Genomic DNA, 13,843 nt, shown 5'->3' on the forward strand with positions numbered 1-13,843 from the left:
GTTTCCTTTAAAATTTGACATGCAGCTTCATTCTTATCCTCAACTTTACTGGTTCCTTCGAAAACATGTTCCCTTGTCTTCAAGTCACTGGAGCATTTAGTCCACGAAATCTTCCCAATCAGCGCCTTCTGGAATTGTAATGGCTACATTTATACTAAAAGAGTTATCGCTTACAAACATGATAGTCTTCCTCAAAAGTTTCTTTTCCAAAGCTCTCTTCACACTTTATCTTTATGCATACTATCAAATCCCCTCAAATCCTAGTTCTTCAAGATATCCATTGAGTTTTTCTTCCGTATCTGCAATCTGCACCTTTAAATCCCGGATGTCCTGCAGAACCTGCTCAATGTCGATCTCCTCTTCCTCCTCGGATGTATCCACATAGCGGCTGATATTGAGGTTATAATCATTCTCCTTGATGGTATCCAAGCTCACCACAGCAGAGAATTTCTCCTTGTCTTCAAAGTCATCAAATGCTTTGGTGATAGCTTTGATATCCTCATCCCGCAGCTTGTTCTTGTTCCCGTTCTTTACAAAACCCTGGCTGGCATCCACAAAAAGAATTTTACCCTTTCGATCCTGCGGTTTATTCTTGTTCATAATCAGCAGTGCCGCTGGAATGCCAGTTCCATAGAAAATATTGCCAGGCAGTCCGATGACCGCTTCAATCAAATCATCCTTTATAAAACCTTCACGGATTTTTCTTTCGGCTCCTCCACGAAATAATACGCCATGGGGAACTACTGTACCCATCTTACCTTTGGCATTCAAACTGGCCACCATGTGAGACACAAATGCCAGATCTCCGTAGCTATGTGGTGGTACACCGTAGACAAAACGATGGTATGGATCTGTCATGGCTTCTTCATAACCCCAGTTTTTCAGAGAGAAAGGAGGATTTGCCAATACCTTGTCAAAGGTCTTCAGTACGCCGCCTTCCAGATGCATCGGATTGCGGATGGTATCACCCTTGCGGATATCAGCCCCTTTCGCATTATGGAATATCATATTCATCTTACAAATCGCCCAGGTTGATAAATTTATTTCCTGTCCGAACAAAGACAGATTCCGAGGATTGCCGCCATGGTCACGAACATATTCGATACTCTTGATGAGCATACCGCCGCTGCCAACAGTCGGGTCGTAAATGCGGTCTCCTTCCTGGGGCTTCAAGATGTTTACAAGCACCTGAACCACTTCGGCTGGCGTATAGAATTCGCCGCCCTTGGCTCCGCCTTCATCTGCAAACTCTTTAATGAGATATTGGTAAGCATCTCCCAACATGTCGGAACTTTCCAAATTATCAGCATCCAGCTGCATGGTATCAAAGAGTAACAGCAACTGTGATAGCTTTTTATCACTAACACGTTCTTTGTCGTTAAAATTTGCAGTAGTCAGAACACCAATCAGTTCAACATTCTTTGGCTCGTCTTCAATGGCCTTGAACGCTTTATCCAGTTCTGGCCCGATATTCAGATTGAGATTTTTAAGATTGGCCCAGCGAGCCCGTTCAGGAACAAAAAACGATTCATAAATATGTGGATCTTCAAGAAGCTCTTCCACTTCATCAACCGGCATACCTTGTTTCAGAAATTCCTGTCTCTTTTTTTCTCTTTCCGCAAAGAACTCATCGTTCATGCGTTTAAGAAATAAAAGATCAAATATATAGTCCTTATACTGGGCAGCGTTTAACTCTCCACGAAGGATATCTGCCGCTTTCCAGAGCTTTGATTCCAATTCTTGCAATGTTAATTTAGACATTATTGTTTACCCCTTGTATATGTATAAATTCAATAATAGTCAATTGTTATTTTAGCACATTTCAACTAGCTTCTAAAGATAACAGCTAAAGTTGTTAACTTGATAGAAATTAAGAAACTGAAGGAATCAATGTAGGGGCTAATCCCTTTACTTTTTCAAATACAAAAAAACTGCACCTGATTTTATCAAAAATCCAGGGCAGTTTTTTTTTGAAATGCTGAAAATCTAATACAATCAGGCTTTTCAGACAAATTTACCTAAAGAGTACAATATTGATGCAATTTAATGATGCACCAAAACTTTGGCCTATGGTGGGGGTGCAACACCTTCCGGGAAGGTACATGGCTATCGTAACCATGTGTGGTAAACTTTTATAACAAGCTGCTTTGCAATCGTCGATCAGTCTGCCGAATTCAGCGTTCACTCACTATATTTATTATATTATTTTTCGCTTTCCCATGTATATGAAATCCAATTGAATAATATCCTCTCCCGTAAGGTAATGCTTTTCAAGAACATTTCCTTCGGGAAACGGAACATATCCGCATTTGTGCAACATTTTTTGACTTCCAATATTGTCAGCATACGCACCGGCATGAAGCTCATCGATTTTCAGTACTTCAATGGCATACTTCGTTGCAAGCGCAAATGCCGATGTCCCATATCCCTTTTGGCGAAAAGGCTTAAAAATCCATATCGCAAGATCCGGCACTGATTCCGGTGGAGATATTCCTACAGAACCGATTATCTCATTAGTTTCTATTAGCTGAATCATTGCGAAAAAACGCTGCTTTGTTTCACTTGCAGAAAACTCCTCGAACGATTCTTCTAGAATGAAATTATAACCTTTCTGGGTTTCGGCATCTTGCCAGTTTTCATATAAAACTCTATCATCGCACTTTTTGTATTCGACTAATCTCAAAATATCATTAGATGTATATATTTTTCTACTCATTATCACTTTCCCTCACTTCTCAGTCACTATTAAATGCTTCATATCTATTTCGTATAAACATAAAAGTTGCTTAGCAGAATTATAGCAAATTATTCCAATGACTTAAAGCCCTTTAGGAAAAGCGGCTAAAGCATTATTAGGTCCTATCGGTAACGCAATGGAAGAGCTGTTAATCTGGAAGATGTGGTACACACATTAGACAGCTTGCTAAATTAACTGAATACACGCAAAGCAGCAACAAAATAAAGATTTTAATTAAGGCTATACCTTTTAATGATTCTTATTGGTGCGATTTAGTGGAGGTGCATTTTTATCAACCAGACAACCTCTCAGTTTCCTGTAGCGCATTGGCAAGACATCAGAAAGCACAAAAAGGCTTCAAAATTAATGTCATGGCCTTGGAAGTTCTTGATTTTACACGATTTATTCAATCAAATACAATAAAGGCCAATCCTGATGGACTGGCCCTTATTGTATCAATCTCTGTTAATAGATATGGTGGAGGCGAGGGGAGTCGAACCCCTGTCCGAAACCGTATCCACAAGAGCTTCTACGGGTGTATCCGATAAATTGCGGCAACCGAGGAATGCCTCGGTGCCCTTTCCATCCCTGCCAAGTCTATCGGCAGACTCTGCAGTTCAGTATCCTTTTAGTTCCGGTTCAGCTCAAGGCTACCACTGAACCAGTGCTAGAGTTTAACCTTCCGACTCAAAAGGCCTGACTTAATGACGCCAGCTACCCAAGGTGCAGGAACCCCGGACTGACGGGCTGCCTATATTAGGCAGCAGCTAATGCGTAATCGTTTTTAGCGTTTATTTTTAATCTCTCGTTTTTTAAGAGGCCAACGAGAATCCTCTACCCGCTACTCAAGTCTCAACAATCCCGTCGAAACCATTACGCCCCCATGTATAAAATCAACGCACAACTAAAGTTGCACGGCTGATACCATGATAAAATATTCAGTTGTCAATATCCATCATATGTTTAAGCCATTCATAACTGCTTTCCAACTGAGCTTGCAATTCTCATCAGTTCGTTCTTTCCAAGCTGATTGCCCCACTACAGGTTATCTCATGCTTTCTTTCATCCTGCGGTCTATTTCCCGCTTGGCATCCCTTTCAGCTATATCTTCTCGCTTGTCATACAGCTTTTTGCCTCGTGCGACACCCAGCTCCAGTTTCACCCTGCCTTTTTTGAAGTAAAGCTGAACAGGAACCAGGGTCAATCCCTTCTGCTGCGTGTAGCCTATCAGCCTGTTTATTTCATACCTGTGGAGCAGAAGCTTTCTGTCCCTCAAAGGATCCTTATTAAATATATTCCCCTGCTCATAAGGACTGATATGCATGCCGCTCAAAATCACTTCACCGTTTTTATCGATGTAGGCATAACTGTCCCTTAAGTTTACCTTGCCCTGCCGGATGGATTTTACCTCCGTCCCCGACAGTACAATGCCTGCTTCCAGTGTCTGCTCTATAAAATAGTCATGCCTTGCTTTTTTATTTTGAGCTACTATCTTGATTTCATCCTTAACCATTCCAATTCCCGCCGTTCATCATACCAGTTCTTTTAAAGCAGATAAAAATAACCCTTCGGAAAATTGCAAAGGGTTTGAACATTTGTATATGTGCTTTACTGTATAATAATATTATATCACTTTGCCGGTTATGTCAAGAGGAAAAGACTGAAAAGATTGAGTCAATTTACTGTAGGGAATTGAAGATAAGACGACTTCCTAAAATAAGTCCACTCCGGTCACGCCCTTGACAACAAGCATCTCCCATATGGTTTGTCAGCCAGGGCGGCACCCCTTGTAACAGGGGAATGTCTCTGGAGCTTTTGGCTGCCACTTTAGCCCATTATACCATATGGGTCCCTCTTATTGTAAAGGGTTCGCTTCGCCGTTCCCTTCGTTCATTGTTACCCTACAAAGGCTCTTAGCGCTCTATAAAGCAGTGTTTTATGGCCTTTACTGATTATTGTTAGATTACTGTCCCAAACACCATCATATCTATTCCTATTTGTTCTCAATTCACGAATTAATTCATCTTGTAGCTGCTGTGCCTGCTCCCGTTGTTCTTTCTTCTTTTGAGCCATTACCAAGTCGTATACTTTTCCTCCGTTTTTCTTGAAAATTCTGAGTTGGGCCATCTTGTCCGCACCATTTTTTGACCAACCCATTGGCCTGCTGCTTAACCTATCGGATAGAATATGGCTTACATGCCCTTCAGCACTGCATCCTACAATTTCATAGTTATCTACCTTTATCTCTATTCCTGCCCAGTTATTCAATATATATCTTTTTGCATCGTTAACCGCTTTCCTCTTTGTCTCCGATTCTGTCTTTTCAAGAATTTTAGCAAATGCCTTCTTAAGCCCCGCCTTATCAGCTTCTTTCAAGGCATCATCTAATTCCTGTTCGATATCTTCGTCTTCCAAGTGTGCCGTTGCTACTTTTACGTATTTGCTCAAATGATACTTATCCAATACAAACTTGCTTTTACCAATCCAGTTTAATCCCTGTTTTATCCAAGCTGCTCCATCTCCAGATATATATACAGTTTCAATCTTATCCACATCATAAGTATCATCTATGTATTGGGAAACCTCTAGCCACAGTTCTTCACTATCTCTGATTCCTCCAAAATAACGGGGATTCTTCAATACTTTTCTCTTCTTCGTGCTTTTTTCATGGTCAATTCCCTCATGAACGTATACAAGCTTAGGCATTAGTGTGCTACTTGCTCCCCATTCATCTTCTGTCTTATGTCTCTTTTTCCCTTGCTGCGCTACATGGTCTTCATCAGCCTCAATATACAGAATCTTTGGTGTCTCATCCTTTCTCTTTTCCACCGATGGCTGAACAACTTCAAGTTCATGTACTTTATTCATTACAGCCTGTTTGCTTACCTCATCCATGTATGCAGCTTTTTCTCCACCTTTTCTATAACTGCTCTCCGCAGCCTCTTCCACAGCATTTATGACAACATCAGCACTTACTCGGTCATGAGGATTGATACCAACTATTCTATCCACAAGATATTGCCTTTTTCCGCCTTTCTTAGGCTTAAAATATGTTCGTTCATAACTGATGGGTCCAAAGCTTGTTAAAAGTCCTGTTCTATCCTTTCTTACAATTTCCCAGTTCTGCTTGCGAGAAGCCGATTCCCGCAGATAATCATCCATATCTTCAAGAACTTCTGTAACAATGTTTCTACCTAATTCAAGAAGTTCTTCATGCAATCCCAAAACAAGGTCAGCTAGGTCCGTAGGCTTTTCAACAAATTTTTTTACCTTTTCTTCAATCTTTTTTACACCAAAACCAATAAAATGTTGTATACTATTGTACATAGAAGATGCATCCTTTCGTTGAGTATTTTGATTTGGCGACTTATATCTTAACAGGATGTCATCTTCTTTTCAATTTTTTGGATATTTATTCCAATTGATTCCCTACAGTAATTTTACTCGAGCGACTGAAAAATCCACGTTTCCGCCCATTGCCTTTCGATACACTCTGTCTGATGCGAAAAAAATGTGGCCGGCAATAAAGACGGATAGATTTCAAGGAAAGCAGCCGACATTCTTTCAGCAAACCGGATATTTCCTGGCTTTACATGCGATGAGCAGTAATTTAGTCCTATTTTCGTGGTAATATATTACTATTTTTCAATTAACCTAATTATCTATTGCTTGAAATAGAGTGTTAATATAGTATAATATATAGGGTAGGTACATTTGTAATTGCCTACGAGTTTTGAGCCTTTACCGACACATGGATGCAATGAAAAAGGCGCAAAACTGGTTTACCCCCCTCCTCTCCTATCCTAAAAGGATAGGTTTTTTTTGTCAGATGCACCGAAGATTATCCAAAAGCTCATAAGGCACTTTAAGATTGCCATATCCGACGCCAATTTCAATCCTGCTTTTATAACTCCCATGAAAATCGCTTCCCCCGGTAACAATCAAGCCATGTTTATCAGCCAACCGCAGGAATTCTTCCGTCTCTTCGGGAGTATTATCAACATAATAAGCTTCAATGCCTTTTAATCCTTTTGCTTTTAAATCCTTTAACAGAACATCCAGGCTGGCCATATCCATGTAGAGATATTTTGGATGCGCCAGAACAGGGATTCCTTCAGCTTTCAGAATTTCCTGTATGCCCTGCTCCGGAGTGAGCTTGCCTTTTTTAAAATAAGCCGGACGTCCGTCGGCCAGATATTTCTCAAAAGCTTCTTCTATGCTGTTTACATAACCTTTCTCCACCATGACCCTGGCAATATGAGGCCGTCCTACAACCTTTCCTTTGGCTTCCTTTTTTACTTCATCCATTGTCAGGTTAAAGCCCATCTCATTAAGCTTTTTCACAATCCTGGGATTTCTTTCCTCTCTGTTTTTCCTCAGTTCATTAAGGACTCCTGCAATTTTTGCAAAGGTTTTACAGAGAAAATAGCCCAACATATGCATCTCAGGCTCAAAATCTACGCTTATTTCCACCCCCGGAATTACTTCAATCCCTGCCTTTTCTCCTTCAGACAAAGCCTCCTCCAGGCCGTCCACGGTATCATGGTCGGTAACAGCCACTGCCGCCAGCCCGCGGCTTTTTGCGTATCTCACCAGCTCTCCCGGGCTCATGCTGCCATCCGAAGCGGTTGTATGTGTGTGCAGATCTATAATTTTACTCATCATTTCCTCCTCATACGATTTTTATCTATAATACCCAATATTCTTCCTTCCTACAGATCTTAGGCGGAAAATTCCCTTCATATATTGTCTTTAATACATGATCCAGCTTCCTTAAAGCGCTTACTGCCTGCTCCTTTGTAATAAGCTCCTTTTCCAGCGCCTCTGCCAGTTCATCGGCATCCAGAACTAACAGGGTTCCGTCCGGCATCAGCTTGATATCCACCAGAAGATCTATGAGAGTTAAAACATCCAGTTTTTCATTGTATTCCACATCAATAATGTCACAGTACCAATATATGAACTTTCCGTCATTATCATAAAACCTTCCGATCTTGTAGCCTTCTTTAAGAAATGTGTAGGATATTCCCCCCGATATGTCATTTCTGGGCTTTATAGCTTTCCAACGGGTGATCAGAACATCATCGGTCCGAAGGAGAAGCTCATCTCCGGATATGTCAACTGTTTCAAACGGTATAAATCTCTTTCTGTATATAGTAGGTTTTCTCATGCCATCCATCCTTCTCTAATGAAATATTGTGATTCCTTTTCCAATAATTAATGTTCCAAAATCGAATCCTCTCCACCCAACCTATGCATGCTCTGCCAAAAATTCCTCTGTATATATGGAGTAAAATCCAGTTAATTTCACAGACCATCACGGCCTGCAATTTTTATTATGATTATACCTCATAGTATGCACGTTTAAAATGGATTTTCCCTTGAAATTGCAGGGCAATAATATTTCCCATTTTATTCCATTATACTCCGTATAATGATATAATTGATACGATTGGACAGATTAACAGTACTTTGTGGCTTTGTATTCAGTTGCAGATTAAAACCCATTCCGGGAAGGCATATTTCCTTTATTCATCCTAAGGAAATAACGCTTAAGGGGTATACCGCTACAAGACTGGCAGAGTGCCTTCCCGATGCTGTTGGAACCGTCCGGGAAGGTACTGATTTGACTTATATGGTTTAGGATTGGCGGCAGCTTATATCAAACCTTCGGTATAATGAACTTACAGCAATTAGCTGACACTTATCCTAAACTATATGAGGAACGCCTTTTTCCGGTCTTCCCAAACATAACAAAGTACAATTAAGCTTATGTAATGCGGGAGGAGAAGATATTGAAACATGAACGGTCATGCAAAAACTGCATTAAAGGTACTCTCATTTCTGTTAACGGCGATATTTTGTGCAGTATAAAAGGAGCCGTATCACCTGACTATGTATGCTCAAAACACAGGTTCATGCCTATTGTTCAGTTGTCCGGAGAAGGTAGAAATAAATGTGCTGATTGCGAATTTTTCATATTGATGTCTGAGAATAAAGAGGAACATAAATATATAGGTCTGTGCCAGCTTTTTACCGTGAGGCAGTTCAACGGCCTTGAAAAAAACGCCTGCTCCAAGTTTTCCAAACGAAATGAGCGGGAAGTGTCATAGCTTGTCTGCTCCCATATTTTTCTGTTATTGAACACGCTGTTTATACCGATATATATCATAACAGCCAATAACAGAAAATTTGGGGTGAAGCAATGAATATTCCGAGAATAAGCGATTTACTGGCGCAAAAAATTACTGAAATACAGGCAAAAGTACCCATAAAGCTAAAAGGATATGAAAATCGTAAGGAGATATCTTTTCGGAAATATCTGGAGGATGCTGTCAGCAATGCGGAAAAAGACTATGAAAGCAGCCTGACAAATAATTCGCTGGAAAATGATTCACCGGATACTTTGACAAGCATTCCGGAGTCAACTTCCCCTGCCATAGACAAGGAAGGCAACGACAGAAGCAAGGATGTTGCAAGAGCAATGCTTTCCAGATCGCTTAGCACCGCATACATACCTTCCAACAAAGGGGAGCTTATGGATTATATAAACAGAGCTATCGATGAAGCGTCAAGAAAGTACGGCGTTGATCCCAATCTCATAAGAGCTGTGATAAAGCAGGAATCCGGATACAATCCTTATGCCCTGTCCAAAACAGGAGCACAGGGGCTTATGCAGCTCATGCCTGGCACTGCTGATATACTTGGCATTTCAGATCCGTGGGATATATATCAGAATATTGATGGAGGCACCAGATATTTAAGGGATCAGATGGCAGCTTTTGGCGGAAATCTGGAGTTAGCTCTGGCTGCTTACAATGCCGGTCCATACAGCGTTCACAAATACAATGGAATACCTCCATATCGGGAAACACAAAATTATGTAGCAAAGGTGTTAAATTTCTACAAAAATTATTCAGTTTGACTTCTCAGGGTGATTTCTGGGGCACAATGTACAAAAGTTAATCCACAATATCCACAGCGTTATCCACATAATAAAATCCAACAAAATGCGCTCTCAGCAAGTTTTTCCACATTATTCACATGACATTTTTAAACATATTGTGCCTCTGTTCATCACCAAGTTATGGATTTCACTGTTATTTTGTGGCATTCATTCGACAATATAATATCTCTTTTTAAGATAGGGTTGTTACATAAAATTAGTCATCAAAAAATTTCAGCTTTCTGTGGATAAAATATCCAAGTTATCCACAGATCATCTTTCCCCCAGCTTCAAACCTGGTATTGCATTGAGGTCCAACTCCGAAGCGCTGCCGCTCCTGTATTCATAATATGCGGCACAAGCTATCATTGCAGCATTATCCGTGCACAGCACAGGTTTCGGGTAGCGCACGCTAAATCCGTATTCCTCTGCAGCAGCTTTCAGTCCGCTTCTCAAGGCTGAATTGGCTGCTACGCCCCCTGCCAGGGCAATATTCTTTACCCCTTTTTGCTTGCCTGCTTCGATTACATTCCTGACCAGGACATCAACAACCGCCTGCTGAAAGCTTGCGGCCACGTCCTCTACAATGATCTTTTCGCCTTTTTGCTCGGCTGTATTAAGATAATTCAATACTGCTGTCTTCAAGCCGCTAAAGCTGAAATCCAGGCTACCGTCCTCAAACAGCACCCTTGGAAAAGCGATGGCGTTTTTGTTTCCGGATTTTGCAGCTTTATCAATGAGCGGACCTCCCGGATATCCAAGGCCTATAGCTCTGGCTACCTTGTCGAAAGCTTCCCCGGCTGCATCATCCCTTGTCTGCCCCATGATTTCAAATTTATTATAATCCCCTACATAGACAATATGGCTGTGTCCTCCCGACGCCACAAGGCATACGAAAGGAGGCTCCAGATCCGGGTATTCCAGGTAGTTGGCCGCTATGTGCCCCTCAATATGGTGGACACCTACAAAAGGCTTATTGGCAGCAAAAGCCAGCGCCTTTGCTGCAGACAACCCGACCAGCAGAGCCCCCACCAGTCCCGGGCCATATGTAACTCCTATAACGTCCACATCTTCCAGCTTTATCCTCGCTTCCTCCAATGCCTGGTCAATCACAGGGATGACCAGCTCAACATGCTTACGGGAAGCAACCTCCGGTACTACTCCTCCGAACTTCTGATGTATGTCTATCTGAGATGATATCACATTGGATAAAACCTCCCTGCCGTTTCTTACCACGGCAGCAGCGGTTTCATCACAGCTCGATTCAACTCCCAGTACTATGATATCTTTCAATACTCCGCACCTACTTCATTAGTTTTAAAACAGCATCAAAACAGCTTTCCAAAATATTTGCCGCTGACCAGCTGCTCTATAATTATTATAATGCCTAAAGCAAATACATAATATGAAAAGACCTTTAAGCTTGTTTTGGAAAATACCTTCAGCATGAATCTAACCGACAGGTATCCGGACACCGCTGCCGTCAGCATTCCTATAACAAGCGGTAATACGTCCACACTTAAGGACCCTGCTTTTACCGTATCGTACACGTCCAGCACCGCAGCACCCAATATGGCAGGTATGGACATCAGGAATGAGAATTTCAGCGCAAACTCTCGGTTTAATCCCCGGGACAAGGCTCCGGCCAGAGTCAATCCTGAACGGGAAACCGCGGGAAGGATCGCTAAGCCCTGGGCAACACCCACAACGGTCGCATCCGTGTAGGTCATTTCCTTCAAACCTTTGTTTCTGCTTCTGACGCTCTCCGCATACCAGAGCACCAATCCTGTAATCAAAAACTCGAAGCCTAAGGTTACAGCTGAATTGAAAATCGAATCAAAAAAATCCTTGAGTAAAACTCCTATAAGAGCTGTAGGAATCGTTCCCACCACAATAAGCAGAGGAAGTTTTGAAAACGGCCTTTTCAATATCTCTATTATATCCTTCCACAATACCGCACAAACAGCCACAAGAGTGGCAAAGTGCACAGCTACATCAAAAGTGATCACGTCATGGAGACCAAACAGTCTTTGAAAAATCACAAGATGTCCGGAACTGCTAATGGGCAGAAACTCCGTAAGCCCCTGCACCAGACCCAATATAAATGCTTCTAAAGAATTCAAAATTATTTCTCCCCTTAAACTAAAATTAATATATATAAAAAAATATGCTTTCAAGACCGGCATTTATACGGTGCCAACTATTATATAATATTATTTTTCCATAGTTTTGTAAATAGCCTATGAATTAAAGGCGGATTTGGTGTGTCCCAAACCCGCCTTTATGTCCCGGACGCTGTCAGTACGTTCACTGTCTGGTTTTGTTGTATAGGTACCTCTTTTACCGGCTCCTGTTTCTTGTGGAATACGATTTCCATCACCTGATTTATATCTTCCACCGGAATTACATCTATCCCTATATCTTTAAACAGCTCCTGCCAGTTCTCAGCTGGTATCAGCACTTTTTTAATCCCCGCAGTCTTGGCTGCCTCCACTTTCGCTACCACTCCTCCGACAGGCTTGACTTTTCCGCGTATTGATATTTCACCCGTCATGGCAATATCGCTGCTTATCGGCATTCCGGTTATGGCAGAGTATATGGCCACCGCCATCGCGACACCTGCCGACGGTCCATCGATAGGTACACCGCCGGGGAAATTCAGGTGTATCTCATAGTCCCTGCACCTTATGTTCAGTATTCTCTCCAGGACGGTGATGACATTCTCCACGGAAGATCTGGCGGAACTGGTTCTTTTATATTTGTGCCCCTTCCCTTCCATCTCTTCTTCTTCCACAATACCTGTGATTTTTATATTGCCCTTGCCGCTTTCCGATTTTACAGCCGATACTTCTATATCTATCACCACGCCGGTGCTGTTCCCAAACACCGCCATTCCGTTAACACATCCTACCTGTTCTCCAGCGACTATCTTTTTCTCTATCCTCGGGCTGTAATGTCCGAATTCGATTACCCACTCTATATCTTTTCTTGTTATCAGCGTCCTGCCTTCAACCTGAGCCACGCCCGCTGCTATTTGTATTATGTTTACCGCATCCCTTCCATTTTGCGCATACTTGGAAATCAGCTCATCAATTCCTTCTTCGGTCTGGAAACCTCCTTTGGCTGCAGCATTCCGAGCAATCTGCGCTATCTCCGGCGGAGTCAGCGGCCTGAAATATATCTCCTGACACCTTGATCTTATGGCAGGAGGTATCTCATCGGCTGTTCTCGTAGTCGCTCCTACAAGACGGAAATCCGCAGGAAGACCTTTCTGGAATATCTCATGGATATGCTGGGGTATGTTGCTGTCTTCCGAACTGTAATAAGCGCTTTCCAGGAAAACCTTCCTGTCTTCCAGCACCTTTAAAAGCTTGTTCATCTGTATGGGATGCAGCTCTCCGATCTCGTCTATAAACAATATGCCGCCATGAGCCTTTGTAACAGCCCCTGGCTTTGGCTGCGGTATCCCTGCCACACCGTAAGCTCCGGCGCCCTGGTATATTGGATCGTGCACCGACCCCATCAAAGGGTCCGCAATCCCTCTTTCATCAAATCTTAAAGTGGTGGCATCCAGTTCTACAAACTTGGCATCTTTTCTGAAAGGAGAAATCGGGTTCTGCTTCGCTTCTTCCAGAATGACTCTTGCCGCTGCGGTTTTTCCCACGCCCGGAGGTCCATATATGATTACATGCTGAGGATTGGGACCACAAAGCGCGGCTCTTAATGCCTTGATTCCCTGTTCTTGACCCACTATATCCTTGAGGCTTGCAGGTCTTGTTTTCTCGGACAAAGGCTCCGTCAGTCTTATTTCCCTCAAACGCCTGAGTTTTTCCAGCTCCTTTTTTGCCTCCCTGTCTATAGCGGTTTTATTTCCCTGTTGTGATTTCAGGAGATTTAAAAAGTATATACCTATAATAATTGTAAAAAAGAATTGTATGATGAAAAGAGTGCTTGTTAGCATAACCTTCCTCCTTATTAAATCAAGCTGTCCGATAAATGGCACCGGCTGTCATGGATGCCGCACTAAAACAAGGATCAAAATTGGTGGCCTTGCATACATTTATTATTTACTATGATATTTTTTTTATCCTGTGGGATTACAAATGTAAATTTTACTAAACCATGGAACTGCCTGCATAACATGGCAGACGCGGTGGCAG

The 13,843-nt window shown here is 42.1% G+C and carries 12 protein-coding genes and 1 other RNA gene; 3 read left to right on the plus strand and 10 right to left on the minus strand.

The window, feature by feature from the left end; genetic code table 11:
• Positions 1–243 precede the first annotated feature (243 nt).
• The 7 genes from CDO33_RS17385 to CDO33_RS17415 all read right to left on the minus strand — a co-directional run bounded on the left by CDO33_RS17385 (position 244) and on the right by CDO33_RS17415 (position 7,907).
• Complete coding sequence (locus tag CDO33_RS17385; RefSeq protein WP_103082383.1) at positions 244–1,761, minus strand: type I restriction-modification system subunit M; 1,518 nt, start codon at positions 1,759–1,761, stop codon at positions 244–246.
• Positions 1,762–2,197: 436 nt separating this feature from the next.
• Entirely contained in the window at positions 2,198–2,716 is a 519-nt protein-coding gene (locus CDO33_RS17390) for a GNAT family N-acetyltransferase (RefSeq protein WP_103082382.1), read from the minus strand.
• A 496-nt stretch (positions 2,717–3,212) separates the two neighbouring features.
• Positions 3,213–3,620, minus strand: a transfer-messenger RNA (tmRNA) gene (gene ssrA, locus CDO33_RS17395).
• A gap of 162 nt (positions 3,621–3,782) precedes the next feature.
• Positions 3,783–4,250: an SsrA-binding protein SmpB gene (gene smpB, locus CDO33_RS17400; protein ID WP_103082381.1), complete on the minus strand. Its 468-nt coding sequence runs from the start codon at positions 4,248–4,250 to the stop codon at positions 3,783–3,785.
• 383 nt (positions 4,251–4,633) lie between these two features.
• On the minus strand, positions 4,634–6,064 hold the full coding sequence (locus CDO33_RS17405; protein ID WP_103089282.1) for an ISLre2 family transposase: 1,431 nt from the start codon (positions 6,062–6,064) through the stop codon (positions 4,634–4,636).
• A 498-nt stretch (positions 6,065–6,562) separates the two neighbouring features.
• Positions 6,563–7,402: a PHP domain-containing protein gene (locus CDO33_RS17410; RefSeq protein ID WP_479690735.1), complete on the minus strand. Its 840-nt coding sequence runs from the start codon at positions 7,400–7,402 to the stop codon at positions 6,563–6,565.
• A 22-nt stretch (positions 7,403–7,424) separates the two neighbouring features.
• A complete protein-coding gene (locus CDO33_RS17415) occupies positions 7,425–7,907 on the minus strand; it encodes a ribonuclease FAU-1 family protein (RefSeq protein WP_103082658.1) in 483 nt (160 codons plus the stop codon).
• A gap of 282 nt (positions 7,908–8,189) precedes the next feature.
• Here CDO33_RS17415 and CDO33_RS20985 point away from each other — a divergent pair, with 282 nt between their 5' ends.
• The 3 genes from CDO33_RS20985 to CDO33_RS17425 all read left to right on the plus strand — a co-directional run bounded on the left by CDO33_RS20985 (position 8,190) and on the right by CDO33_RS17425 (position 9,662).
• Entirely contained in the window at positions 8,190–8,381 is a 192-nt protein-coding gene (locus CDO33_RS20985; protein ID WP_161496728.1) for a hypothetical protein, read from the plus strand.
• 151 nt (positions 8,382–8,532) lie between these two features.
• Positions 8,533–8,850 (plus strand): hypothetical protein, encoded by a 318-nt coding sequence (locus CDO33_RS17420; RefSeq protein ID WP_242973470.1) that lies wholly within the window; start codon positions 8,533–8,535, stop codon positions 8,848–8,850.
• A 92-nt stretch (positions 8,851–8,942) separates the two neighbouring features.
• Entirely contained in the window at positions 8,943–9,662 is a 720-nt protein-coding gene (locus tag CDO33_RS17425; RefSeq protein WP_103082656.1) for a lytic transglycosylase domain-containing protein, read from the plus strand.
• 294 nt (positions 9,663–9,956) lie between these two features.
• Here CDO33_RS17425 and tsaD read toward each other — a convergent pair whose 3' ends face one another.
• The 3 genes from tsaD to lonB all read right to left on the minus strand — a co-directional run bounded on the left by tsaD (position 9,957) and on the right by lonB (position 13,644).
• Positions 9,957–10,976 (minus strand): tRNA (adenosine(37)-N6)-threonylcarbamoyltransferase complex transferase subunit TsaD, encoded by a 1,020-nt coding sequence (gene tsaD / locus CDO33_RS17430; protein WP_103082655.1) that lies wholly within the window; start codon positions 10,974–10,976, stop codon positions 9,957–9,959.
• 35 nt (positions 10,977–11,011) lie between these two features.
• Positions 11,012–11,806 carry an undecaprenyl-diphosphate phosphatase gene (locus CDO33_RS17435; protein ID WP_202849533.1) on the minus strand — a complete coding sequence of 265 codons (795 nt, stop codon included), beginning with the start codon at positions 11,804–11,806 and terminating at the stop codon, positions 11,012–11,014.
• Between the two features lie 158 nt (positions 11,807–11,964).
• Positions 11,965–13,644, minus strand: coding sequence for an ATP-dependent protease LonB (lonB, locus tag CDO33_RS17440; RefSeq protein WP_103082654.1), 1,680 nt, complete (start codon positions 13,642–13,644; stop codon positions 11,965–11,967).
• Between the last annotated feature and the right edge of the window lie 199 nt (positions 13,645–13,843).

The organism is Clostridium thermosuccinogenes, from assembly GCF_002896855.1.
Taxonomy (GTDB): Bacteria; Bacillota; Clostridia; order Acetivibrionales; family DSM-5807; genus Pseudoclostridium; species Pseudoclostridium thermosuccinogenes.

Excerpts from the sequence above, each read along its gene's own strand:
- CDO33_RS17385 (WP_103082383.1), bottom strand. The coding sequence starts at position 1,761 with ATGTCTAAATTAACATTGCAAGAATTGGAATCAAAGCTCTGGAAAGCG.
- CDO33_RS17390 (WP_103082382.1), bottom strand. The coding sequence starts at position 2,716 with ATGAGTAGAAAAATATATACATCTAATGATATTTTGAGATTAGTCGAA.
- smpB (WP_103082381.1), bottom strand. The coding sequence starts at position 4,250 with ATGGTTAAGGATGAAATCAAGATAGTAGCTCAAAATAAAAAAGCAAGG.
- CDO33_RS17405 (WP_103089282.1), bottom strand. The coding sequence starts at position 6,064 with ATGTACAATAGTATACAACATTTTATTGGTTTTGGTGTAAAAAAGATT.
- CDO33_RS17410 (WP_479690735.1), bottom strand. The coding sequence starts at position 7,402 with ATGATGAGTAAAATTATAGATCTGCACACACATACAACCGCTTCGGAT.
- CDO33_RS17415 (WP_103082658.1), bottom strand. The coding sequence starts at position 7,907 with ATGAGAAAACCTACTATATACAGAAAGAGATTTATACCGTTTGAAACA.
- CDO33_RS17425 (WP_103082656.1), top strand. The coding sequence starts at position 8,943 with ATGAATATTCCGAGAATAAGCGATTTACTGGCGCAAAAAATTACTGAA.
- lonB (WP_103082654.1), bottom strand. The coding sequence starts at position 13,644 with ATGCTAACAAGCACTCTTTTCATCATACAATTCTTTTTTACAATTATT.